Here is a 24,020-nt window from a genome sequence, read left to right on the forward strand (position 1 = left end):
TGACGGGGAGGGGGAGGGCCGCTATAGCCCCCGCATCATCCCGGGAGCCCGCCATGACCGCCATGACCCACAGCGAACTGAACCTGCCGCTGATCGCGCGGGGCAAGGTGCGGGACGTCTATGCGGTGGACGCCGACCGGCTGTTGCTGGTCGCCTCGGACCGGGTCAGCGCCTTTGACGTGGTCATGGCCGAACCCGTGCCGTTCAAGGGCGTGGTCCTGACCCAGATCAGCGCCTGGTGGTTTCGCCAGCTTAAGGACGTGGTCGACCATCACCTGATCAGCGCCGACGCGGACGAGATCATCGCCGCCGTCCCCGCGCTCGCCGCCCAGCGCGACCAGATCAACGGCCGCGCCATGCTGTGCAAGCGCACCAAGGTCGTGCCGTTCGAATGCGTGGTGCGCGGCTACATCTCCGGCTCGGCGTGGAAGGAGTATGCGGCCCAGGGCACCCTGGCGGGCGAGGCCCTGCCCGCCGGCCTGGTCGAGAGCGACCGCCTCGACCCGCCGATCTTCAGCCCCGCCACCAAGGCCGAGACCGGCCACGACGAGAACGTCACCATCGCCCAGATGGCCGCCGCCCTCGGCGCCGACGAGACGGCGCGGCTGGAGCGGCTGTCCCGCGCCGTCTATGGCCGGGTGCGGGACGTGGCCGCCACGCGCGGGGTGATCATCGCCGACACCAAGTTCGAGTTCGGCAAGACCCCCGACGGGCGCATCATCCTGATCGACGAGGTGGCCACCCCCGACAGCTCGCGCTTCTGGCCGGCGGACGTCTATGCCCCGGGCGGCCCGCAGCCCAGCTTCGACAAGCAGCCCCTGCGCGACTGGCTGGACATCGAGCGCAAGGCCGGCCGCTGGAACGGCGAGGCCCCCGCGCCGGCCCTGCCGGAAAGCGTGATCGCGGCGATGAGCGCGCGATACCTGGAGGCGTTCGAGCGGGTTACGGGCGAGGCGCTGGATACGGGGCGGTTTGGGTAGGGCTGGTCTCGCGACTTTCCGACTACAGCCTAAGCTGCATTGGCCGAGCCACGTTCGAGACGAAGCTCTTCCGCTGCCTTCTTAATCTCGCGCGCTACTTGGGTCAGGGCGTCATCTTGGTTAGGCTGACTTGCGATCGCCTTTCCACCTAACGTCGCATGAAGGTTGCTAAACTCAAGGCCTTCCCAAAGGCAGTTCATCCCTATGACCGGTATTACTCTAGCCTGCTTAGCCTTATGCCGCTCAACCGCCGCTGCGAGTTCTTTTTTGTAGCAGTATTCGGAGTTGATAAAGTCGATCGTGATCAGCAGCAGAATAATATCTGCGGACTCGAAATTTGACCAAATCTCATGTTCCCACTCACTGCCGACAACAATATCGCCGTCATGCCAGTGATCGATCAGGCCGCTTCGCCTCAACGGCTCCAGATGCTTTAGAAGATTGGTCTTCAAATCCTTGTCGGCGTGGCAGTAAGATACGAAGGCCTTAAGTGCGCTCGGCGCTACCGGCTCTGGGGCGGGCGCTTTTATGCATTCCAAGAGGCCCCCAGCTCCGCCCGGTAGCGCGCGTACCAAGCCTCGCATAATTAGCCGTTTGCGCGCATTCGAAAACGCGTTCTCCCGCGTCCAGCCCAAAGCCGCTTCCAGCGCGTTGCTACTTACGCGGCCCGAAGGTGAGTGGGCGCACATCTTCTCCAAGCGCATGAGAAACATTTCGTCAGGGGTCTTTTTCGCCATTTCCAACCCGGTACATGATTTTATCACTGCAAGTTGAGCAGAAGCTTGGCGGTGACGTCCAGAGTGAATGACGGGGTAGGAAAAATTGGACAAGTCCCGCGAGCGAAGGGCGAGGGCGGTCGGCGCTTAGCCTCTATTCCCAACCTGGTCGAAAGTTAGAACGGTGACATGCAGGGCAGTGAATACCTGACATAGGCCGTCGCTCTTCGCGTGCTCTTCTCTCCTCCTCAGGTGTCATTACCTCCACCTCAAATCTCTCGCCACAATTGAGGCAGCGATAAGGGCGACGCTCACTCATATTCCACCCCCGCGCGTTCTACGAACTGGTTCCATAGCCATTCGGCGGCCCGCTCGGGCGACATCTTTTCAGTGTCATCACCTCTGCTGCCGAACATTCGGTCTACCGTTAGGAAAAGGTCGTACTCGTCCGCTTCGACTTGGATTGACCCGTTGGAGGTGTTGGCCTCGGCGTAAGCTTCGAACACGTAGCTAATGTCACCAAACATCCCACGCCCCTTCTTGTTGTGGACGGTGATGTGGGCCTCCTGATTGCCTCGACGCGCTCGATTCACAATTGTTCCGGTGAATGCAGTGGGGCTCATCTCTTCAAACCGAGTGCGCAGGTCGTCGCTCGCGCTAGCGAGCTCAACGGCAGCAGCTCGAAAATAGTCCCGCATCGCGGCAAAGGTCTTGTCTGCTAAATCCGCCTTCTCGATGACGTCAAAGTCGCGCTTGAGGCGGACGCGCCTGCTCGGTTCGCCCTGCTGGGACGCGGGTACACCGGCCGCTTTAAGATCTGGAGCAGCGTCCACCAGTCGGCGAAGGCCGGTGACTACGTCCAGAAAGGCTGTGTTCGCATTCGTCCATTCGGAAATCGGCTTGCCGTCCTTCGGCAGCGCCATGAACTTCTGGAAGGGCGAGGAGAGCCAATCGCATGGCTCTACTATGACGGGGACTATACGCAAATCCCCCCGCTCGCTCCGCAAAAGAGCTCGCTCAAATTCCGTTTCGTAGCAGTAGTTTGAAGCTAGGTAGTCGGCGCTTACTAAGGCGACAAAGACGTCGCTAGTGTCCAACTGATTTGCGATCCCCTCATCCAATTGGTCACCGGGGAGTATGGCTCGATCATGCCATGCGGACACCAAGCCGTCGCGCTGAAGCATCGCCAGATGCTTATGGAGTCGATCCAGCACGCGTTCATCCGCGTGAGAGTAAGAAATGAAGATCGAGGCGGTCATATCTGGGAGCCTGCAGCTAGAGCGTGTAGTCTCTGCTGTCTCAACCAATTCTTCAAGTCAATGTTCTGGCCCTGTTCCGGGCGCGTCTTTGCATTCTGAGTGCTTAGATTGCGGCCCGTCGAGCATTCCAGAACGGTGTAATTTTCGATATCGGCTCGCCCCCTCCGTTCTGGAAAACCTTGACTTCGGTTCGTCGCAGCCTCCCCATCGATCCTCAGGACAGTTTTGACGTGCGATGGACACTCCCCCAAAGCCCGGCCCCGGCCCAACTCTGAAGACCATCCTGCAGACCGTCGGGGGGCTAGCGCTCCTTTTGGCGATGGCGGAAGCGTATGGCCGGATTGAGCATACTGGAGCGATTGACTTCGGCTCCATCAGCGGCGCGCTCGAAACGGTCGGCCTTTACCCGGGCCTCGTCATTCTCTTCCTCTTCTGGTGGGCGCCTACGTTCGCTGTGGTGGTGGGCGTACCGATGTCCATAGTCGCCTACCTAAGGGCGCGGCCACAGGACGATCGATAGCCGGAGTGTCGGCGCAGCCGGTGATCGACGCCAGCGGGCCTAACTCGGCGCCTTCGCCGCCACGCGCCGGAACTTGCCCTGCAATACCCAAGCGCCAATGATCCAATAGAACATCGCCAGCACCATCAGCAGTCGCTGTCCGCCGCTGACGTGGCTGTTGCCGGAATCCGCGCGCTCCAAAATGCCGGCGGATTTCCATATGCACGCCAGATAGCTCAACCCGGCGAGGATGAAGAAGGCGTGGTGAAGGCGGAATTCCTCACCCGGAGGCGCGTTGAGCGCCGCGATCCCCGCGAGCACGCCGAATGTCACCGGCAACATATAGAGCCACCCGCCTCGGCCATCCTGGGGCCGCGCGCGTGAAGCGAGGTCAAAGACCGCGAACTGGAACGCAGTCGGAACGCCTAGCGTCAGTAGGACCTCGCCCATCACCGCAAGGGGGGTGGGCTCCCCGCCCTCCATGTACGCCGACATCATGATCGCCTGCGCCACAAAGGCGACCAAGCAAAGCGCCGTCCACAGGAATGGGTTCAACGAAATCCGGCGAAGCATCAAGGTCCTCAGGCATCACGCCCCAAGGTGGAGCTTCGTCACCTTCCCTTGTTCCACCCCAAGAGGGCAAGCAATGGTTGTGAGGCGGGAGGCTCTAGTTCTTCAACCGCCACCCCGTCCGGAAGATCCTGTAGATCACCGCCAGGCACGTGGCCATGAAGCCCAGGGTGGCCAGGAAGCTCACCTGAATCCCCACGTCCGAGACGCCGTAGAAGCTCCAGCGGAAGCCGCTGACCAGATAGACCACGGGGTTGAACAGGGTGATGTTGCGCCAGACCTCGGGCAGCATGTTGATCGAATAGAAGCTGCCGCCCAGGAAGGTCAGGGGCGTGACGATCAGCATGGGCACGATCTGCAGCTTCTCGAAGCCGTCGGCCCACAGGCCGATGATGAAGCCAAACAGGCTGAAGGTCACCGCGGTCAGGACCAGAAAGCCGATCATCCAGAACGGGTGGGCGATCTCGAACGGCACGAACAGGCGGGCGGTGGCCAGGATGACCAGGCCCAGCATGATCGACTTGCTGGCGGCGGCGCCCACATAGCCGATCACCGTCTCGATCCACGAGACGGGGGCCGACAGCAGCTCGTAGATCGTGCCGGCCCACTTGGGCATGTAGATGCCGAACGAGGCGTTGGAGATGCTTTCCGTCAGCAGGGACAGCATGATCAGGCCCGGCACGATGAAGGCGCCGTAGCTGACGCCGTCGATCGAGGCCATGCGGCTGCCGATGGCCGAGCCGAAGACCACGAAATAGAGCGAGGTGGAGATCACCGGCGACAGCAGGCTCTGGCCCAGGGTGCGGAACCAGCGCGCCATCTCGAAACGGTAGATGGCCTTGATGGCGTGGATGTTCATGGCTCGCCCCTCACCAGGCTGACGAAGATCTCTTCCAGCGAGCTTTCCTCGGTGCGCAGGTCCTTGAAGTCGATGCCGTCGGCGGCCAGGCGGCGGAGCAGGGCGGCGATGCCGGTGTCCTCGCTCTGGGCGTCGAAGGTGTAGGTCAGGTCCAGGCCGTCGTCGGACAGCGACAGGTGCGGGCCGGCCAGGTCTGCGGGGATGGCGGCGAGCGGCGTCTGCAGGTGCAGGGTCAGCTGCTTCTTGCCCAGCTTGCGCATGAGGACGTCCTTGTCCTCGACCAGGATGATCTCGCCCTTGCGGATCACCCCGATCCGGTCGGCCATCTCCTCGGCCTCCTCGATGTAATGGGTGGTCAGGATGATGGTCACGCCGCTTTCGCGCAGGCCGCGGACCATCGCCCACATGTCCTGGCGCAGCTCGACGTCGACGCCGGCGGTGGGCTCGTCCAGGAACAGGATGTCGGGCTCGTGGCTGAGGGCCTTGGCGATCATCACCCGGCGCTTCATGCCGCCGGACAGGGCCATGATCTTGCTGTCCTTCTTGTCCCACAGGGACAGGTCGCGCAGGATCTTCTCGATCAGCTTGTCGTTGGGCGCCTTGCCGAACAGGCCGCGGCTGAAGCGGACGGTGGCCCAGACGGTCTCGAAGGCGTCGGTGGTCAGCTCCTGGGGCACCAGGCCGATCTTGGTCCGGGCGGCGCGGTAGTCGCGCACCACGTCATGGCCGGCCGCGACAATGGAGCCTTGGCTCGGATTGACGATGCCGCAGATGATGCTGATCAGCGTGGTCTTGCCGGCGCCGTTGGGGCCGAGCAGGGCGAAGATCTCGCCCTTACGAATCTCGAGATCGACGCTTTTCAGCGCCGAGAATCCCGAGGCGTAGGTCTTCGACAGACCCGAAACAGAAATGATCGGTTCCAAACCGCCCCCTTGATGCCGGCTGGGTTCCGGCTTGGGCGCAACATGGTGATGCTTTTGCACTTCGCCTAGCCCTGGGCATTCAGTTTGGCGGGGGCGCGCCCCCTTCCGGGGGGAAGGAAGGGGGCGGCCATGAAGCCGGCGGCTGGGGGGAGGGAGCCGGCCTCGCTGGATCGCGCCGCCTGGGGGATCGGCGCGCCATGTCGATGAGCGCACCATGCCCCCAAAATCGTGACGGAAATTGCAGCTTCCGGCAGTCCGTTGGATGGAACGCGCCTAGTCGGCCTTGTTGGGCGCGGTCTGGGCCGAGACGCTGGTCAGGGGCGCGCCCTTGCCCCGCGCCGAGGCGACCAGGCCCTGGCAGTCGGCGTCCTTCTCCAGCCCCGGATCGACGAAGGGCAGCAGGACGGCCAGGGGCGTCAGCAGGGCGCCGAGCGCGGCGGCGACCCCGCCCTGGGCCACGGCCGAACCCGCGTCGACCCCGACCTTGGGCTGCATCAGCGGGCCCTCGACCGTGATCGGCAGGAACAGGCGGACCAGGCGCGGCTTCTTGGAATCGCCCTCGATGCGGAAGGCCATGCGCTCGGTCTCCAGGTCGACGGTGCCCGTGCCCTTGGCCAGGACCACGCCGGTGTCGAAGACGATGGTGTTGGCGCGCAGGACGCCGTCGACGACCTTGAAGTCGGCCACGGCGCAGCGGACGTCAGTCTCCTTGTTGCTCTTGGCCAGAAGCAGCAGCAGGCCCTTGCTTGCGTTGACCCCCAGCAATTCGGCGAAGGCCTGGCGGATCTTGCCGCGCGGCACGACCATGGTCACCGAGCCGTTGGCGCTGCTGGCGGCGCGGTGGACCGAGTTGCCATAGCCGGTCAGCTTGGCGCGGGCGGCCATGGCGCCTTCGATGGCGGGCACGCCGTCGGTCTTGATGGGGATGAAGTCCTGCAAGGCGGCGTTGGTCAGGCGCACGTCGGCGTCGGTGCGGGGCGTCTTGCCGGTGGCGTCCAGCTTGATCTGGCTGGTCAGACGGCCACGCGCGAAATCGAAGGACAGCGGGTCCATGACCAGCACCCCGTCATTCAGGTTCAGGTCCAGCGACACCCGGCGCAGCGGCAGGTTGGGGGCGTTCACCGCCAGGGCGCGGTAGCGGACCTTGGCGTCCATGGCCCGGATGCGCTCCACCTGAAGGGTGGAGTCGGGCAGCAGGCGTTGCTGGGCCCGCAGCTGGCCGGCGATCTGCTTTTGGCCGTCCGAAGCGGTCTCGCCGCCGCCAGTAGCCGGTGTACCGCCCAGTAGACTCCCCAAGTCATCGAAATCGAGTCGGCGCGAGCGCAGGTCGGCGGTGAGCAGGGGGCGCTCCCGGCCGGTCTCGACCGACAGCTTGCCGCCGATGTCGCTGTCGCCGATGCGGCCCTTGAGGTTTCCAACGTCGTACAGCGACCCCTTGCGCTCCAGGCGGCCGGAGACGCGATAGGGCGGGGTGTTCGGCAGGGCCAGGCCCGTCAGGTAATAGAGATTGTTCAGGTCCTGGCCGGCGAGAGTCAGGTCCGCGCCGAAGCGGCCCAGGTCGAAAGGCTTGTTGATCGCGCCCTTGGCCAGCACCAGGGTCGTGCCCGCCCGCACCTCGGCGTCGAAGGGATAGGGCCGGTTCGGCGACACGTTCAGCAGCGGCCCGCCGGTGATGCGGGCCAGGAACGGCGCGCGGTTCAGCTCGCCCTTGCCCTCGAGCAGGAACCTTCCGCGCTCGGAGCCGATGGCGCGCTCGTTCGAGCTGACCATGCCCCGGAAACTCAGACCCTTCTGCGCATCGTCGTAGCGCAATTCCCCGTCATCAATGATGAAATGCTGGATCGCGGGCAATTTGAGCGGCTTGTCGCGCTTCTTGTTGGGGTCGCCGAAGGTCCAGTTGGCGCGGCCGGACGCTTCGCGCAGCAGGATCACATCCGGCTTCTCGATGGCGAGCAGTGGAAGGACGATGTCGCCCTTGAACAGCGGCAGCAGCTTCACCTGAACCGCGATGCGATCGACCTTCGCCATATGTCCTTGAGGCGCCCATTTGGGCTGTCCGACGCGCAGGCCCTCGATGCTGGCGCGGGGGGTCAGGGACCAGGGGTGAACCCGAAGGTTCCCCTCGATCTTCACCTCACGTTGAAGCTGGGCCGAGGCGAACTTCGACACCGGTCCCCGCAACCAGTTCCAGTCGAAGATGAACAGGAAGAAGATCAACGCCGCCAACAGCGCCAGGGCCCCGCCGACGCCCCAGCGCGCTGTCGTTGATAGCCCGCTCAACGGGGCGAGCGCCCACCGGCTGCGGCGGGCATGCGGCGTCGGCTGTTCAGGGGTCTTATCCAAGGCTGCGCTCCGGTCGTTCCGTCAAGAACGCGCGGAATGCGCAGAAGTGTTCCCGCCAAGCTTCAGTTTACAGACTGCGCGACGGCGGCGCGTCGCATCGGCTATTAGATCTGGCCGCCTCGGAACCCTCACCATGCCTATGCGCCTGCATCTCGTTCTGGCTCTCGCCCTCGCCATGCTCGCTGGTCCGGCGCTCGCCGCCGAGCCCCTGAGGGTGTTCGCCGCCGCCTCGCTGCGGGAGTCGCTCACGGCGGCGGGCGCCGCCTACACAAGACAGACCGGCACGCCAGTAACATTCAGCTTCGCCGGCTCGAACGCCATTGCGCGCCAGATCGAGCAGGGCGCGCCGGCGGATGTCGTCGTCACGGCGGACGCCGAATGGATGGACTGGATGGCGGAGCGCAAGCTGGTGGCCGCGGCCTCCCGCAAAACGTTGGCGGGCAATACGCTGGTGCTGATCGCGCCAGCCGGCTCCAATACGAAGCTGGTGGCCCGCAGGGGCTTTCCTCTTGCAGCCGCTTTGGGCTCCGGCCGCCTCGCACTAGCCGACCCCACCGTACCCGCCGGCCGCTACGGCCGCGCCGCCCTGACGTCGCTCGGCGTGTGGGGCGGCGTTGCGGCCAAGACCGCGCCGGCGGCTGATGTGCGCGCGGCGCTGGCCTATGTGGCGCGTGGCGAGGCGCCTCTCGGGATCGTCTACGCGACCGACGCCAAGGCCGAGCCGAAGGTGCGGGTGGTGTCGGTCTTGCCCGCTTCCAGTCACCCGAAGATCATCTATCCGGCCGCTCTGGTGAGTGGGTCCAGGAACCCGCAGGCCGGCGCATTTCTACGTTTCCTGCAAGGGCCGCAGGCCAAGGCGATCTTCCGTGACGCCGGGTTCAATCCGCTCTAGCGTCCGCCGAAATCAAAAACGACGAAGGGCGAACGTATGACGGTGAAGGCTGTGATCTTCGATTTCGGCGGAGTGATCACTTCGTCGCCCTTCGAGGCCTTCACACGCTACGAGGCGGAACGGGGCCTTCCCGATGGCCTGCTGCGACGGGTCAACGCCACCAATCCGGATTCCAACGCCTGGGCCCTGTTCGAGCGCAACGAGATCGATGCGTCGGCCTTCGACGTCCGGTTCCTCGAAGAATCGACGGCCCTGGGCCATCCCGTGCGCGGGAGTGAGGTTCTGCCCCTGCTGTCCGGCGACATCCGCCTGGGAATGGTCGCGGCGCTGAAAGCCTGCAAGGCGGCATTCAAAGTCGGCTGCATCACCAACAATGTCATCACCGGCCATGGCGCGGGCATGTCGGGCACGAGCGAGAAGGCGGCTGCGGTCGCCGGGATCATGGAGCTGTTCGACGCGGTGATCGAAAGCTCCAAGGTCGGGCTGCGCAAGCCCGACCCCCGGATTTATGAGATGATGTGCGAACTGCTTTCGGTAGACCCGGCGTCCTGCGTGTATCTCGACGACCTCGGGATCAACTGCAAGCCGGCGGCGATGCTGGGCATGACGGCCATCAAGGTGACGAGCGAGGCCCAGGCCCTGGCTGATTTGTCGGCAGCCACGGGCCTGAACTTCAAGGGAAACTGAAATGACCACGCGCATTGGGGCCAACGCCGCCCTTGCTCAACTGCAAGGCCACGGGTGGACTGCATCGGAGCATCGCGACGCCATCGCCAAGACCTTCACTTTCAACGATTTTGGCCAAGCGTTCGGCTTCATGGCCCGTATCGCGATCGCGGCGGAGAAGCTGGATCATCACCCGGAATGGTTCAATGTCTACAACCGGGTCGAGGTGATCCTGACGACCCACGACGTCGATGGCGTCAGCGAACGGGATGTCACCCTTGCAAAGATCATGGACGCCGCGGTCTAGCTCATTCAAACTGATGTTTGAAATTAGGGAGTGAGGCAAATGACCCAGAAAACGGGGCGCGTCGCCGGCAAGAAGGCGTTTATCACCGGTGCGGCTCAGGGCCTGGGGGCCGCCGCCGCCCGCCGGTTGGCGGAGGAAGGCGCGAAGGTTTCGCTCGCCGACATTAATCTGGCGGGCGCGCAGGGCGTCGCCGACGAGATCAACGCCGCTCACGGCGCCGGCACGGCTTTCGCCTTCAAGCTGGATGTCACCCAGGAAGACCAATGGATCTACGCCCTTGAGGAAGCCGACGCGGCCATGGGCGGCATCTCGGTCCTGGTGAACAACGCCGGAGTCAGCCGTGACCGCAATATCGAGGAACTGTCCTTCGACACCTGGAAACAGGTGATGGCGATCAATGTGGATTCGGTGTTCCTGGGCGCCAAGCACGCCCTGAAGTACATGCGCCAGAACCAGCCCGGCTCGATCGTGAACCTGTCCTCGATCGCCGGCCTGATCGCCAACCACAATGGCCCGTCCTACAACGCCTCCAAGGCGGCGGTCTGGCTGCTGAGCAAGAACATCGCCCTGCACTGCGCCAAGCAGAAGCTCGACATCCGGTCCAACTCGATCCACCCGACCTTCATCGACACCCCGATCCTCGACAACATCCGCCAGATGATCGGCAAGGAGGAGGCGGAGTCCAAGCTGGCGCGGCAGATCCCGCTGGGCCGCATCGGCGAGCCGAACGACATCGCCAACGCCGTGCTTTACCTTGCGTCAGACGAAAGCCGGTTCATGACTGGGGCGGAGCTCAAGCTGGATGGCGGTATCTCCGCCATGTGAGCGGCTATTGGAGGATCACGCCGCCCAGCATCACCTGGGCGCCACGACCGCCAAGCACGGTGTCCGTCGCCTTTTGCAGTTGCGCGGCGATCCGATCGACATTGGGCGGTCGCCCCGCGTCCGTGCCGCCGGCGTAACGAGCCAGAACCTCGGTGTAGGCGGCGCGAAGCCGGGGAATTGACAGCTGAGCCTTCTGCCGCAGCGGCTCTGCTGGGATGTTGAGGTCCGCCTCGATCGTCATCACCGCCCAGCGGCCGGTGGGCCGGCGTACGCTGATGGAAATGGGGTCCACGTCCACGATCGGACCTGAGGATTCCTCGCCCTTCTTCTCCTTGCCAGCGGCGCCGGCCGCCAGGGCCGGGTTGGGCGCGGCCAGGCAAAAGGCGATCAGTAAAAGGGTGGAGAGAAGGCGCATGGGTTCACCCTAACCCCCCGCAGGTTGACGCAGGGTTGATGCGACGGTGACACCGCGCGGGACTCAGCCGAGACTCGGGGAAAGGCCGCTTGTTCGCGGCCATAGGGGGTTTGCCTTGGGCCGTTTCGCGCCAACTTCGCTTGATCTCGACGACAAGGTGATCCTGATCACCGGCGGCACGGGCTCGTTCGGCCGCCGCTTCGTGGAGGAGGTGCTGACCCGCGCCACGCCCCGCAAGCTGATTGTCTATTCGCGCGATGAGCTGAAGCAAAGCGACATGCAGATGGAGTTGCGGGAGAAGTTCTCGGTCGAGGACTTCAAGCGCATGCGCTTCTTTCTTGGCGACGTGCGGGATCGCGAGCGCCTGACCCTGGCGTTGCGTGGGGTGGACATCGTCATCCACGCCGCCGCGCTGAAGCAGGTGCCGGCGGCGGAGTACAATCCGTCGGAATGCATCCACACCAACGTCATCGGCGCCGAAAATGTCGTATGGGCCAGCCTGGCGAACAGCGTCAAACAGGTGCTCGCCCTGTCCACGGACAAGGCCTGCAATCCGATCAATCTCTACGGCGCCACGAAGTTGGCGTCCGACAAGACCTTCGTGGCCGCCAACAACCTGTCCGGCGATATCGGCACGCGGTTCGCCGTGGTCCGCTACGGCAACGTGGTCGGTTCGCGAGGCAGCGTGGTGCCGCTGTTCCGTCGTCTGTTGGCTCAGGGCGTCACGGAGCTCCCCATCACCGATGTGCGTATGACGCGGTTCTGGATCACCCTGCCTCAGGGTGTCGATTTCGTTCTGTCGTCGCTGCAGATGATGCGCGGCGGCGAAATCTTCGTGCCCAAGATTCCCTCCATGAAGATGACTGATCTGGCCGCGGCCATGGCTCCGGGTGCAACGATCAAGGTCGTCGGCATCCGCCCTGGCGAGAAGCTGCACGAGGTGATGATCAGCGCCGACGACGCCCGGCAAACAATCGAACTGTCTGACCGCTATATCATTGAACCAACCTTCAATGAGTTCGCCCGAAAAGCGTTTCGGGAGGCCGAAAGCGCGACCCCGGTCGCGGAGGACTTCGCCTACGCGAGCGACATCAATGACGACTGGCTGAGCCCGGAAGGTCTGCTGGCCATGCTGGAGGAGGGCGGGGCGTGACCGCCCGGCCGTTCCTGCCCTACGGCCGCCAGACCATCGAGGACGATGACGTCGAAGCGGTGGTCGCTGCTCTTCGCGCTGACTTCCTGACGACCGGTCCAACTGTCGCCGCTTTCGAGACGGCGGTAGCCGAGAAGGTGGGCGCGGCCCACGCGGTGGCCGCATCTAACGGCACGGCGACCCTGCATCTGGCGATGATGGCGCTGGGCGTCGGGGAGGGCGACGTCTGTATTGTCCCATCTGTGACCTTCCTGGCGACAGCCAACTGCGCCCGATATGTCGGGGCGGAGGTGGTCTTCGCCGATGTCGATCCGGACAGCGGGTTGATGACGCCGGGGACGTTGGCTGATGCGCTGAAGCGCGCCGCCGGGCGGCGGGTGAAGGCGGTCCTGCCGGTGCATCTACGTGGTGATGTCGTTGATCTGCCGGGGCTGAAAGCGCTGGCCGATAACGCCGGGGCGGTGCTGGTCGAGGACGCGCCTCACGCGCTTGGTTCGACCGCCGTGTTCGGTAACGAGGCGATGACCGTGGGCGACTGCCGCTGGTCGGCCATGGCCAGCTTTTCCTTCCACCCGGTCAAGACCATCGCCACCGGCGAGGGCGGGATGCTGACCACCAATGACGCCGAACTCGCCGCCCGCCTGCGGTCCTTGCGCAGTCACGGCATGAGTCGGCCCGCGGGCGCCGATCCCTGGGTCTATGAAATGGCCGAGCCGGGCTTCAACTACCGGCTGCCTGACATCAACTGCGCGCTCGGCCTGGCGCAATTGGCCAAGCTTGATCGGTTCGCAGAGCGTCGGCGTGCTCTGGCGGCCCGTTATGACGAACTGCTGACGCCCCTTGGGCCGACCGTTCGCCTCGCCAGATCGCCGGAGGGCTCGCGACCTGTCCTGCATCTGCTTACCGTGCTGATCGACTTCGCGGGGGCCGACGCAACCCGCGCCGATGTAGTTCGGCGCTTGGCCGAGCAGGGCGTCGGTTCGCAGGTCCACTACATCCCGGTCCACACCCAGCCCTATTATCGGGCGCGTTATGGCGAACTCGATCTGCCGGGCGCACGGGCTTGGTACGAGCGATGCCTGACCCTGCCGCTGTTCCCCGGCATGGCCGATGACGACGTCGACCGGGTCGTCGACGCCCTGCGCGACGCCTTAGGGTTCTAGGCCGCCTTCTGGGTGCTTTCGACGAAGCTACGCACCAGGGCCAGCACCTGTGGCGACTTGGCCAGGGCCTCACGCGACTCCGGCATGCGGACGAGCTTCAGAGCCTCGGCCCTCGCCTTGTCGGCGGCGGGGCCGATGGGGCCGGTTTCGCCCGTGGCGAGTCGGATCAGCACGCTCAGCTTGAAGGTCAGGGGCGATGGGGCGCGGAGCAGCGTGTTGATCACCCGCGTCTCGCTCTCGATCCGCGCGCCTAGCTGGCCGAAATGGTCCTGGATCGGCTTGTAGTCTTCGGGAACCAGACCCGAGCGGGACACAAGACGCTGCAGGGTGGCGAGCGCCGCCAGCTTGGCGGCCGCCGCGTCTGGGCCCTGCTGAATCTCGCGTTCGAAGCGCAGGCCGGTGGCGTTGGCCAGCAGCCAGCGCGAGGCCGCCCGCTTATTGGCGCCGCCGGTGACGTTCTCGGTCAGCTTGACCAGCACCTCGATCTCCTCGCGGGCGGAGCGGTCACGGCCGAGCAGGCTGGTGACGAACTCGCCGGTGAGCAGCATCTTGGAACGCTCGGTGAAGGCGTTGTGGATGTCCTCGTGTTCGAGGATGCGGCCGGCCGCGGCGGTCAGGGCCATGGCGAGAGCGCGCAGATACTCGATTTCGGCTTCCGCATCGCCAGGCTTTAGGCGCTTGGGACTGGTCAGCTCCTTGAGCACGCGCTGTGAGATGGCCTTGCGGACCTGTTCGAAGTGCTTGCTGCCCAGCCAGTTGGCCAGCCGGGCGGCGGGGCCTTCCAGCGCGGGCATCACCGCGGCCACGCGCGGTTCGATGCCGATCAGCATCTCGACCTGTTCGGAACCGGCCAGGCGGGTCATAGCCGCCAGGGACGAGCCCAGGTCCATGTCCGAGCCCAGCAGGTCGTTGAGGCCGGCGGCGGAATTCAGGATTTCACAGATCGGCTGCTCGATGACCGCCAGGGCCATGGCGCGGGCCTTGGGCTCCTGCGGGGCGGCGTCGGCCAGGTCAAGGAGACGGGTGATCTTGTCGGCCCAGCCGTGGGCGGGCGCGATGGAGGCGGCCACGCCGGCGCCCAGCAGGTAGGCGCGGTCGGGATCGGCCACCAGCCGCTCGGCGGCCGCGGCGAAGCCCTCGCGGTCCACGTCGGGCAGTTTGCCCTTCTTGAAGTCCTTCAGCAGGCGCTCGATGGCCCGCTGGGCCAGGCCCTGGAAGGTCTTCATAACATCGTGGACCTTCAGCCCGCGGGCTTCCGCCTCGGGAATGGAGATCTTCTGGATGGCGTGCTGCAGCTCGACCGAGGCTTCGAGGTTCTCGACAAGGTCGGGGCGGTGCAGGAGTTCGAACGGGGTCGCCTTGTGGCGCGCGAGATAGCCATCCAGCAGGCGACCGATGCGTTCCCGAGCGTGGGCGCTGTAGAGATCGGCGGGGCTGACGCACAGCGGCGCGCGGTCCTCATCGACCTTTTTCTTCTTGTCGGGACCCATGACGGCTCCCTTGCTCATGATGGTGACGGTCTGAAACTCGCGAGTTTCCTCGTCGAGGGTCTCCTTGGTGACGCGAACAGCGGCGGCGCGCCCCTCGGCCAGGCAATCCTCAGCGGATTGAAGCGCGCGCGCGCGATCCTCGGACGCCAGGTCCAGGACCCAAGGCGCGCCCGGCTTGCGCCGCACGTATAGCTCGTAATGGACTTGCCGGCTCATCTTGAAGGAACATTGGCGCGCCAGACCTTAAGACGCGGTTGAGATGCGCCACATTGCCGTCATGCTGCCGGGGCAAAAAGCTTCACCTTTCAGGAAGCCTTGAGCCGAGCCATGCGTTGTAGAGGCTCAAGCTGGGCGGTAGATTTCGGCGACTTGCCCCCGCCATAGTTCGGAGACCCCTTCCCCGATGGCCGACATCACCCTCGTGGATGACGACGAAAACATCGTCACCTCCGTATCCCTGGCGCTCGAAAGCCATGGCCATACGGTCAAGGCGTACTATGACGGCGCATCTGGCTTGGCCGCTCTGGAGAGCGACCCGCCGGATTTGGCGATCCTGGACGTGAAGATGCCCCGGATGGATGGCATGGAGGTTCTGCGCCGCCTGCGTCAGACATCCGATCTGCCGGTGATCATCCTTACGTCGAAGGATGAGGAGATCGACGAGATCCTCGGCTTCAACCTCGGCGCCGACGACTACATGCATAAGCCGTTCAGCCAGCGCCTGCTGCTGGAGCGGGTGAAGGCGGTGCTGCGCCGCGCGCGCGCCGATGAGGACGACGCCCAATCCGCCGCGGCGGCCGCGGAAAGCGCCGCCAAGGCGATCAAGCGCGGTCGTCTGACCCTGGATTCGGCCCGTCACGACTGTCTCTGGGACGGCAAGCCGGTTCGCCTGACCGTGACCGAGTTCCTGCTGCTGCAGTCGCTGGCCCAGCGGCCGGGCTTCGTGAAGAGCCGCGACAACCTGATGGACGCGGCCTATGACGATCAGGTCTATGTCGACGATCGAACCATCGACAGCCACATAAAGCGCATGCGCAAGAAGTTCCGTCAGGTCGACCGCGAGTTCGACGCCATCGAAACCCTTTATGGCGTCGGCTACCGATACCGCGAATCCTGAGGAGACGCGCCGTCCCCGGCGCGCCATGCCCTTCAGCGTGCGGTCTAGCAGCCGCCGCTGGTTCGCGGGATCGCGCCTTGGCCGGGTCATCCTTGCGCTTAACCTGCTTGGCTTGGCTATCATCATCGGCGGCGCGCTGGTGCTCAATGAATTGCGACGGGGTCTGATCGAAGCCCGCATCGATAGCCTGACGACCCAGGGGCAGTTCATCGCCAAGATTCTGGATCAGACCGCCACGGTGGGCGATCCGGAGCCCGCCTTGCAGGCCGCCGAGGCTAGCGCCTTCCTCCAGCTGCTGTTCATTCCCACCAATCAGCGGGCGCGCCTGTTCGACTCCCAGGGCCGGATTCTGGCCGACTCCTACGTGGTCGCCGATCGGGTGGAGTGGAAGCTGCTGCCGCCGGCGCGTCGGCCGGACCAGGGCGGATTGTCGTTCACCCGTCAGGACGCCGACGCCCGGCCGCAGACGGTCGAGAAGGCTCGCACCGCCCTGGCAGACGAAGTCGCCCGCGCCATGCGCGGCGAACAGCAGGCCGGTGTCCGCCTGGCCGAGAACGGCCAGCGCGTGGTGTCCGTCTCCATCCCCGTGCAGCACGTACGCGCGGTGCTCGGCGTTCTGACCCTCGAGGCCGGCGACGTGGACGAGATCATCGCCGCCGAGCGGAAGGCCCTGATCCCCTTCATCCTGGTCGCCATCGGCGTGACCCTGGGGTCGTCTCTGTTGCTGCACCTGTTGGTGGTGGTCCCCGTGCTGCGCCTGGCGAGGGCGGCGGACCGGGTGCGCCTGTTCGGGGTGAAGGGCATCGTGCTTCCCGATCTGGCTAAACGTAACGACGAAGTCGGCGACTTGACCCGATCTCTGGAGGACATGACCGAGGCCCTGTCCGAGCGGATGGACGCCATCGAGCGGTTCGCAGCCGATGTCGCCCACGAGATCAAGAATCCACTCACCTCCATCCGCTCGGCGGTGGAGACGCTGGATATCGTCACCGATGAAAAGGCCCGCGAGCGCCTGTTGGCTATCCTCAAGCAGGACAGCGGCCGTCTGGATCGCCTGGTCACAGACATCTCCAACGCCTCGCGCCTGGACGCCGAGCTGGCGCGGGAGCCTCTGGCCACGGTCGATCTCACCCGTCTGCTCGCCGAGGTGGCGAGTCTCTATGGCGCGCGGGAGCGCGCTGGCGCCGCGCCCGACAGCGTCCATGTGACCTTTGTTGAGGCCGCCTTCCCAGACCCCATCCGCGTCCAGGGCCGGGAAATCCCGCTAGGGCAGGTGTTTCGAAATCTCGTCGACAACGCCCGGTCCTTCAGCCCAGCCGGCGGCGAGGTGCGCATCAGCGTAACCCGCGGTCCTAAGGGCAAGGTGGTGGCCGCCGTCGAGGATGACGGCCCAGGCATTCCACCCGAAAATCTGGAGACGGTTTTCGAGCGCTTCTATACTTCGCGCCCCAAGGGCAGCGCGTTTGGCGGCAATTCGGGCCTGGGCCTGTCCATCGCCCGCCAGATCATCGAGGCGCACGATGGCGAGATTCACGCCGAGAACCGCATGGACGAGACCGGAAAGATCCTCGGCGCGCGCTTTTCGGTGACACTCAAGGAAGTCCGGACGTGATCCTGCACGCCGGCTTGATCGCCGCGCGGCTCAGCGGCGGCTGGCGAGGCGCGCTGATCATGGGAGAGTCGGGCTCGGGCAAAAGCGATCTGGCTCTTCGCGCCATGGAACACGGCTTTCGGCTGGTGGCTGATGACCGGGTGCTGGCCTGGACCTCCGAGGGCCGCTTGTTCGGGCGTGCGCCCGACCCCTTGGCCGGGCTGATGGAATCTCGGGGCTTGGGCGTGCTTTCGGAGCCGCACCTCGCGTTCTGCGAAATATCGCTTGTGGTGCGGTGCTCGGACGCGCCCGAGGGGGTCGAACGCCTTCCGGACCCTACGTCAACTTCGATCCTGGACGTCGCTTCGCCCTCTCTGGAGCTTTGGCCTTGCGACGTCGCCGCGCCGTTAAAGTTGCTTCGGGCGATGCAGCATCTTGGAGCCGGGCTCCGATGAGCGTATCAAGCGCCCTTCGGGCGGCTCTCGGGCCGCGAACGGGCAGGGGATCCCGTTGAGAGATCACAAATGATCGGCCTCGTGATTGTTACGCACGGGCGTCTGGCGGAGGAGTTCGTCTTCGCCATGGAACACGTGGTCGGCCCGCAAACAGCGGTCAAGGCCATCTGTATCGGACCGGAAGACGACATGGAGCGTCGCCGGACCGATATCCTGAAGGCATGCGCCGAGGTCGACACCGGCCGCGGGGTGATCCTGCTGACCGACATGTTCGGCGGCACGCCCTCCAACCTGGCCATCTCGGTGATGGAGCAGACGCGCGCCGAGGTCATCGCCGGCCTCAACCTGCCCATGCTGATCAAGCTGGCCAGCGTACGGAACCGCGACAGCCTGGAAGCCTGCGTCGCCCACGCCCAGGAGGCGGGACGCAAATACATCTCCGTGGCGTCCTACGTGCTTGCGGGCGACAAGTGACCCTGAAGGCCACGGTCGAGATCGTGAACGAACGCGGGCTGCACGCCCGCGCTTCGGCCAAGTTCGTCAAGCTGGCCGCCAGCTTCGACGCCGAGGTCAAGGTCAGCAGGGATGGTCACACGGTCGATGCCCGCTCGATCATGGGCCTGATGATGCTCGCCGCGGGCATCGGTTCGACCATCGATATCGAGGCGGACGGCGCCGAGGCTAAAGTCGCTCTCGACGCCCTGACCGAACTGGTCGCCAACCGCTTCGACGAAGAGCGCTAGGCTCTTATTCCGCCGCGACCGCGGCGCTCGCCATGGTCATCGGCCGCACGCCCAGATCCGCGAACAGCGCCCTATCGGCATCCATTTCCGGCAGGGGGGTAGTCAGCAGCTTGCCGCCCACGAAGATCGAATTGGCCCCGGCCATCAGGCACAGGGTCTGAAGCTCGCGGCTCATGCCTTCGCGGCCGGCTGACAGGCGAACCATGGATTTGGGGCAGACGATGCGCGCCACGGCGATGGTGCGTACGAACTCCAGGCCGTCGATCTCGCCCTTCTTCAGAATTCGCTCGCCCAGCGGCGTTCCGGTCACCGGCACCAGGCCATTGATGGGCAGGCTGTCGGGGTGCGCCGGCAGGGTGGCGAGCTGGTGCAGGAAGCTGGCGCGGTCGCGGCGGCTCTCGCCCATGCCGACGATACCCCCGCAGCAGGTGCTCATGCCCGCGTCGCGCACGTGCGCCAGGGTGTCGAGACGGTCCTGGTAGGTCCGGGTGGTGACGACCTCGCCGTAGTACTCTGGCGAGGTGTCCAGGTTGTGGTTGTAGTAGTCCAAGCCCGCGGCCTTCAGGCTCTTGGCCTGTTCGGCGGTCAGCATGCCGAGCGTGGCGCAGGTCTCCATGCCAAGCGCCTTCACCCCGCCGATCATGGCGGCCAGCTTGGGCACGTCACGGTCCTTCAGTTCGCGCCAGGCGGCGCCCATGCAAAAGCGCTGAGCTCCGCCGTCGCGAGCGGCCTTGGCGGCGGCGATGACATCGTTCGCTTCCATCAACTTCGAGGCCTTCAGGCCGGTGTCGAACGAAGCGGACTGGCTGCAATAGCCGCAATTCTCGGCGCAGCCGCCGGTCTTGATCGACAGCAGCTGTGACAGCTGAACTTCGCTGGGGTCGAACCAGCGGCGGTGGACGGTGGCCGCTTCAAACACCAGCTCCATGAACGGCCGCTCGAACAGGGCTTCCACCTCGGCTACGGTCCAGTCGTAGCGGGGCGTGGCGAGGTCGTGCGTAGCGGTCATGCGGAACTCCCGAAAATCGGTGGCCTTGATCGCGCGGACGGGCGGCGGACTCAAGGACTGATCGCCATTCACAAAACGAGCCAGAAATGACAGCGTTGTCAATTTTGCTTGCGGCCGAGCTTTTGACCCGCCTTACTGGACGCACAACGACGCTGAATGAAATGCGTCGACATGGGAGGTCTTCATGCGTCTTCGATCCGCTCTCGCGGCCCTGCTGTGCTGCACATCCATCGCCACGGGCGCTTCGGCCGCGGGCTTTCTTCGCGCCGAGGGCAAGCAGATCGTCGACGAGACCGGCGCGCCGGTGATTCTGCGCGGCATGGGCCTGGGCGGCTGGATGCTGCAGGAGGGCTACATGCTGCAGATGGGCGACGTCGGCAGGGGCCAACAGCATGTCATCCGCGGCAAGATCGCCGAGCTGATCGGCGAGGAGAAGACCGCCCGCTTCTATGAGGCCTGGCTCGACAACCACACCACCAAGGCCGACATCGACTACATGGCCGCGCAGGGCTTCAACTCCGTGCGCTTGCCCATGCACTACGACCTGCTGACCCTGCCCATCGACAAGGAGCCCAAGCCCGGCGTCGATACATGGCTTGAGGACGGCTTCCGGCGGATCGACGACCTGCTGGCCTGGTCCAAGGCCAATGGCCTGTACCTGATCCTGGACCTGCACGCCGCGCCGGGCGGACAGGGGAACGACCTGCCGATCTCCGACCGCGACCCGTCCAAGCCGTCCCTGTGGGACAGTGCTGAGAACCGTCGCAAGACGGTGGCGATCTGGAGGAAACTGGCCGAGCGCTACAAGGACGAGCCGTGGATCGGCGCCTATGACCTCATCAACGAGCCTAACTGGGACTTTGACGGGCCGGGCGGCGGTCACGGTTGCAAGGACGAGAAGAACGCCCTGCTGCGCAGCCACATGATGGAGATCACCGCCGCCATCCGCGAGGTGGACAAGCGGCACACGGTGATCATCGAGGGCAACTGCTGGGGCAACAACTACAAGGGCGTCATGCCGCCCTGGGACGACAACCTAGTCGTCAGCTTCCACAAGTACTGGAACGTCAACGACAGGGCGTCGATCGAGCCGCTGCTGAAGCTGCGCGACGAGCACGACGTGCCGTTGTGGCTGGGCGAGTCCGGCGAGAACTCCAACGTCTGGTTCCGCGACTCCATCGCCCTGGTGGAGGGCGAGGGGATCGGCTGGGCTTATTGGCCGCTGAAGAAGATCGGCTTCAACCAGCCGCTCGAGGTGAAGACCAATCCCGACTACGCCAAGGTCGTCGCCTATCTGACGGGCAAGGGCCCTAGACCCTCGGCGGCCGAGGCCGAGCGCGGCCTGATGAAGCTGGCCGCCGATGTTAGGTTCGAGAACAACCTCGCCCATTCGGACGTCATCGACGCGATGATCCGCCAGCCGCACGCCGACGAGACGCGGCCGTTCAAACCGCATGTCCTAGCCGCCAACGGCGGGGAGGTTCGCGCCGTCGACTACGACATGGGCCGCAACGGCATCGCCTATTACGACCTCGACGCCGCCAACTATCACGTCTCCACGGGCAAGGAGCGGACCCAGTGGAACAACGGGCGGACCTACCGCAACGACGGCGTCGATATCGCCCTTGGCGAAGACGGTCGCCCCTATGTCAGCGACTTCAAGACGGGCGAACGGCTGACCTACACGATCACCGCGCCGAAGGATGGCGTCTATCGTCTCTGCCCCTATGTCAGCGACTTCAAGACGGGCGAACGGCTGACCTACACGATCACCGCGCCGAAGGATGGCGTCTATCGTCTCGAACTGGAGGTCGAGGCTTTGCAGGCTGGAAGCATGGCGGTCACCGTGAACCAGACGCTGGCCTTCACCGCCCCGGTACCTGCGTCAACGGGCTGGGCCCGGACCGGGGGCGAGGTCCGGCTGATGGCGGGGACCAACAAGGTGATGCTGGAGGCCCGAGCCTGCGACTGCAAGGCGGCGGCCCTGAAGTTCTCCGCGCCTAGGCGGTGACGAGGCCGCGCTTTGTCGGAGCCTGGGGCCCGCCGCGCGCCTCTTCGGCCTGTTCCAGCAGAAGATCGAGCACGGGCATGTGCGACGACACCTCGATGATCCCGGCCGAGATGGTCGGTCGCAGGGTCGTCAGGCTGCGCATGGCCACGAGCTCGAAGTGGCTCCGGACTCGCTGGACGAGCGCCTCGGCGCCCGAACGATCGACGCTGGGAAGCAGAAGGTTGAAATGTCCGCCGCTGCTGCGGGACAGAATCTGGTCCGCATGTCCGTGGCGGGAGGCCGCGGCGACGACGAACTGAAGCAGGCGCTCGGCGGCGGCCGGGCCGCTGGCCTCGCTGACCCGTTCCAGGCCTTCGATCTTCAGGGATACGACGGAAAGGGTTTCGTGGCTGGGCGCCACGGCGTCCCGCCAGCGCTCGAACGACGCCTTCAGGCCGGCGGCGTTCAGGGCGCCGGTGACCGGATCGCGGAACACCAAACGCTCCCACGCCTTGTCCGAGCGCTCGACGGCCATCAGCAGGAACGAGAGGCTGCGAAGCGCGACGACGGTGCTGGCCACCACGGCGAGGCCGGTCTGCAACGGAGGACTGGTGGCGAACAGGTCTTCGCCGAGCCAACCCGCCAGCGCCGCGAACGTCCGGGCGCAATAGATGGTCGCCGTCAGGGCGAACAGGCCCTGGGTGATGAGGGCGGAGGTCAGGCCCTCCTCACGATAGAGCTTCACGGCCTGCCTGAAGATCAGCAGGTCGCACACGGCGCAGAGGGCGGAAATCAACGCCACGCGAGGGGCGAAGTCCGCCGGATCGGACCACAGTCCAAACAGAAGCGGCGCCATCGGAGCCGCGACCAGGCCATAGGCGACCCAGTTCGGGCGCTTGCCCGCGAACATCCGCATGGTGGCCAGCAGCATCAGATAGCCGGGGACCGTCGCCAGATTACCGGCATGGACGGCGATCGCCGGGGGCAACAGGTCTCGCAGACCGGTCAGCAGCACCCCGAGTCCCAGCAACACGCTGCTGACGCCCCAGAACATCACCCACCGGTCGAAACGGCGCGTCGAGAACGCCGTCAGCTGCAGCATTCCCAAGCATAGGGAGACGCAGCCGGTAGTGATGTAGAGAGTCCGCAGATCGATCATCGGTCCCGAAGGGTCCCCAGAGGCGCTGAAGATAGGCCCGCCTATCGGCTAAGCTTTATTATGTAACGCAAAAATGCGGGTCAGCGGCGCGGTTTCGAATTGAGCGGAGTTCGGTCGGGGGACTGCCGTTAACCACGCGCCAGGGTCGCCTTTGGCTGTTGGGGGTAAAAAAGGGAAAATTCGAACCCGATCTGGCGACTTTTTCGGCAGCATTTTGTCTGAACCCGACGCGCCGGTGAACGCGGCCGCGAAGAATATGCGACAACGCGCCGCGACTGGACATCTGTGTTCGAACGGAGACGCGGCATGGTGCCGACGACTGAGGTCGAGTGGAAATTCGAGGTGACGGCCTCGGATCTCGACAAAGCGCAAGCGCTGCTTGCGGAGGTGGAATTCTCCGTCGCCGAGCTCGTCTCCGTCTATTTCGATACGCCTGACCGGGCTCTGCATCGGGCGGGCTGCACCCTGCGCGTGCGGTCAGGGAAGGGCGGATCCAAGCAAACTTTCAAGCGGGAAACCAGCGACGGCACGATGGCTCGCGATGAGTGGGAAACGCCTTCCGGTCCCGAGCCGGATGCAGCGTTCCTGAAGGACACTCCGGCCCACGATCTGACTGGTGGGCGGCCCTTGGTTCCGTTGTTCAAGGTCGCCAATCGCCGGCGCTCGGGGCTGTTGCACCTCGACGGGGGTGTTGTGGAAGTGGCGCTGGACGATGCGGTGGTCGAGGCTGGCGGTCGCTCGCAGCCCTTTTGCGAGATCGAACTGGAGCTGAAGTCCGGCGATCCCGCGGCGCTCGGCATGGCGGCGGATCGTTTGAAGAGTCTGGCCCTGAAGCCCTCGGAGCTGGGCAAGGGCGAGCGAGGGTATCGGCTTCTCACTGGCACATAAAGAAATCT

The 24,020-nt window shown here is 65.0% G+C and carries 24 protein-coding genes; 14 read left to right on the top strand and 10 right to left on the bottom strand.

The window, feature by feature from the left end; all coding sequences use genetic code 11:
- Positions 1–53 precede the first annotated feature (53 nt).
- Positions 54–980 (top strand): phosphoribosylaminoimidazolesuccinocarboxamide synthase, encoded by a 927-nt coding sequence (locus O5K31_RS02200; protein WP_269715498.1) that lies wholly within the window; start codon positions 54–56, stop codon positions 978–980.
- A gap of 29 nt (positions 981–1,009) precedes the next feature.
- Here O5K31_RS02200 and O5K31_RS02205 read toward each other — a convergent pair whose 3' ends face one another.
- From O5K31_RS02205 to O5K31_RS02230, 6 genes are all read right to left on the bottom strand, one after another.
- On the bottom strand, positions 1,010–1,717 hold the full coding sequence (locus tag O5K31_RS02205; RefSeq protein WP_269715499.1) for a toll/interleukin-1 receptor domain-containing protein: 708 nt from the start codon (positions 1,715–1,717) through the stop codon (positions 1,010–1,012).
- 290 nt (positions 1,718–2,007) lie between these two features.
- Positions 2,008–2,955 (bottom strand): toll/interleukin-1 receptor domain-containing protein, encoded by a 948-nt coding sequence (locus tag O5K31_RS02210; protein ID WP_269715500.1) that lies wholly within the window; start codon positions 2,953–2,955, stop codon positions 2,008–2,010.
- A 559-nt stretch (positions 2,956–3,514) separates the two neighbouring features.
- A complete protein-coding gene (locus O5K31_RS02215) occupies positions 3,515–4,027 on the bottom strand; it encodes a hypothetical protein (protein ID WP_269715501.1) in 513 nt (170 codons plus the stop codon).
- Positions 4,028–4,121: 94 nt separating this feature from the next.
- Entirely contained in the window at positions 4,122–4,883 is a 762-nt protein-coding gene (locus O5K31_RS02220) for an ABC transporter permease (RefSeq protein WP_269715502.1), read from the bottom strand.
- A complete protein-coding gene (locus tag O5K31_RS02225; protein WP_269715503.1) occupies positions 4,880–5,866 on the bottom strand; it encodes an ABC transporter ATP-binding protein in 987 nt (328 codons plus the stop codon). The genes O5K31_RS02220 and O5K31_RS02225 overlap by 4 nt, the downstream gene beginning before the upstream one ends.
- 213 nt (positions 5,867–6,079) lie before the next feature.
- Complete coding sequence (locus tag O5K31_RS02230; RefSeq protein ID WP_269715504.1) at positions 6,080–8,149, bottom strand: AsmA family protein; 2,070 nt, start codon at positions 8,147–8,149, stop codon at positions 6,080–6,082.
- A 133-nt stretch (positions 8,150–8,282) separates the two neighbouring features.
- Between O5K31_RS02230 and modA the strand changes: the two genes are divergently transcribed.
- The 4 genes from modA to O5K31_RS02250 are packed head-to-tail and all read left to right on the top strand — an operon-like array spanning position 8,283 to position 10,839.
- Positions 8,283–9,041, top strand: coding sequence for a molybdate ABC transporter substrate-binding protein (modA, locus tag O5K31_RS02235; RefSeq protein ID WP_269715505.1), 759 nt, complete (start codon positions 8,283–8,285; stop codon positions 9,039–9,041).
- A 36-nt stretch (positions 9,042–9,077) separates the two neighbouring features.
- Positions 9,078–9,728: an HAD-IA family hydrolase gene (locus O5K31_RS02240; RefSeq protein WP_269715506.1), complete on the top strand. Its 651-nt coding sequence runs from the start codon at positions 9,078–9,080 to the stop codon at positions 9,726–9,728.
- 1 nt (position 9,729) lies between these two features.
- A complete protein-coding gene (locus O5K31_RS02245) occupies positions 9,730–10,014 on the top strand; it encodes a 4a-hydroxytetrahydrobiopterin dehydratase (protein WP_269715507.1) in 285 nt (94 codons plus the stop codon).
- Positions 10,015–10,053: 39 nt separating this feature from the next.
- Positions 10,054–10,839: an SDR family oxidoreductase gene (locus O5K31_RS02250; protein ID WP_269715508.1), complete on the top strand. Its 786-nt coding sequence runs from the start codon at positions 10,054–10,056 to the stop codon at positions 10,837–10,839.
- A 4-nt stretch (positions 10,840–10,843) separates the two neighbouring features.
- Here O5K31_RS02250 and O5K31_RS02255 read toward each other — a convergent pair whose 3' ends face one another.
- The gene (locus O5K31_RS02255) at positions 10,844–11,254 is read right to left on the bottom strand and encodes a hypothetical protein (protein ID WP_269715509.1); all 411 of its coding nucleotides are present in this window, start codon (positions 11,252–11,254) and stop codon (positions 10,844–10,846) included.
- Positions 11,255–11,369: 115 nt separating this feature from the next.
- On the opposite strand from O5K31_RS02255, the gene pseB reads away from it, so the two are divergent.
- Positions 11,370–12,407 carry a UDP-N-acetylglucosamine 4,6-dehydratase (inverting) gene (pseB, locus tag O5K31_RS02260; RefSeq protein ID WP_269715510.1) on the top strand — a complete coding sequence of 346 codons (1,038 nt, stop codon included), beginning with the start codon at positions 11,370–11,372 and terminating at the stop codon, positions 12,405–12,407.
- The gene (gene pseC, locus O5K31_RS02265) at positions 12,404–13,570 is read left to right on the top strand and encodes a UDP-4-amino-4,6-dideoxy-N-acetyl-beta-L-altrosamine transaminase (RefSeq protein WP_269715511.1); all 1,167 of its coding nucleotides are present in this window, start codon (positions 12,404–12,406) and stop codon (positions 13,568–13,570) included. The genes pseB and pseC overlap by 4 nt, the downstream gene beginning before the upstream one ends.
- Here pseC and O5K31_RS02270 read toward each other — a convergent pair.
- Positions 13,567–15,246: a hypothetical protein gene (locus O5K31_RS02270; protein WP_332367265.1), complete on the bottom strand. Its 1,680-nt coding sequence runs from the start codon at positions 15,244–15,246 to the stop codon at positions 13,567–13,569. The two genes, pseC and O5K31_RS02270, sit on opposite strands and share 4 nt — an antisense overlap.
- A gap of 217 nt (positions 15,247–15,463) precedes the next feature.
- On the opposite strand from O5K31_RS02270, the gene O5K31_RS02275 reads away from it, so the two are divergent.
- The 5 genes from O5K31_RS02275 (at position 15,464) to O5K31_RS02295 (ending at position 18,966) form a co-directional block, all read left to right on the top strand.
- Positions 15,464–16,177, top strand: coding sequence for a response regulator transcription factor (locus O5K31_RS02275; protein ID WP_269715513.1), 714 nt, complete (start codon positions 15,464–15,466; stop codon positions 16,175–16,177).
- Positions 16,146–17,789, top strand: coding sequence for a stimulus-sensing domain-containing protein (locus tag O5K31_RS02280; RefSeq protein WP_442867747.1), 1,644 nt, complete (start codon positions 16,146–16,148; stop codon positions 17,787–17,789). Before O5K31_RS02275 ends, O5K31_RS02280 begins: the two co-directional genes overlap by 32 nt.
- On the top strand, positions 17,786–18,223 hold the full coding sequence (locus O5K31_RS02285; RefSeq protein WP_269715514.1) for an HPr kinase/phosphorylase: 438 nt from the start codon (positions 17,786–17,788) through the stop codon (positions 18,221–18,223). Before O5K31_RS02280 ends, O5K31_RS02285 begins: the two co-directional genes overlap by 4 nt.
- 69 nt (positions 18,224–18,292) lie before the next feature.
- Positions 18,293–18,697, top strand: coding sequence for a PTS sugar transporter subunit IIA (locus O5K31_RS02290; RefSeq protein ID WP_269715515.1), 405 nt, complete (start codon positions 18,293–18,295; stop codon positions 18,695–18,697).
- The gene (locus O5K31_RS02295; RefSeq protein WP_269715516.1) at positions 18,694–18,966 is read left to right on the top strand and encodes an HPr family phosphocarrier protein; all 273 of its coding nucleotides are present in this window, start codon (positions 18,694–18,696) and stop codon (positions 18,964–18,966) included. The genes O5K31_RS02290 and O5K31_RS02295 overlap by 4 nt, the downstream gene beginning before the upstream one ends.
- 4 nt (positions 18,967–18,970) lie before the next feature.
- Here O5K31_RS02295 and bioB read toward each other — a convergent pair whose 3' ends face one another.
- The gene (bioB, locus tag O5K31_RS02300; protein ID WP_269715517.1) at positions 18,971–19,975 is read right to left on the bottom strand and encodes a biotin synthase BioB; all 1,005 of its coding nucleotides are present in this window, start codon (positions 19,973–19,975) and stop codon (positions 18,971–18,973) included.
- Between the two features lie 184 nt (positions 19,976–20,159).
- Here bioB and O5K31_RS02305 point away from each other — a divergent pair, with 184 nt between their 5' ends.
- Positions 20,160–21,986: a cellulase family glycosylhydrolase gene (locus tag O5K31_RS02305; RefSeq protein ID WP_269715518.1), complete on the top strand. Its 1,827-nt coding sequence runs from the start codon at positions 20,160–20,162 to the stop codon at positions 21,984–21,986.
- Here O5K31_RS02305 and O5K31_RS02310 read toward each other — a convergent pair.
- Positions 21,976–23,124: a GGDEF domain-containing protein gene (locus O5K31_RS02310; RefSeq protein ID WP_269715519.1), complete on the bottom strand. Its 1,149-nt coding sequence runs from the start codon at positions 23,122–23,124 to the stop codon at positions 21,976–21,978. The genes O5K31_RS02305 and O5K31_RS02310 overlap by 11 nt on opposite strands.
- Positions 23,125–23,430: 306 nt before the next feature.
- On the opposite strand from O5K31_RS02310, the gene O5K31_RS02315 reads away from it, so the two are divergent.
- Positions 23,431–24,012 carry a CYTH domain-containing protein gene (locus O5K31_RS02315; RefSeq protein WP_269715520.1) on the top strand — a complete coding sequence of 194 codons (582 nt, stop codon included), beginning with the start codon at positions 23,431–23,433 and terminating at the stop codon, positions 24,010–24,012.
- The last annotated feature ends 8 nt before the right edge of the window (positions 24,013–24,020 follow it).

Origin of the sequence: Caulobacter sp. NIBR2454 (genome assembly GCF_027474405.1) — a bacterium.
Classification (GTDB): Bacteria; Pseudomonadota; Alphaproteobacteria; order Caulobacterales; family Caulobacteraceae; genus Caulobacter.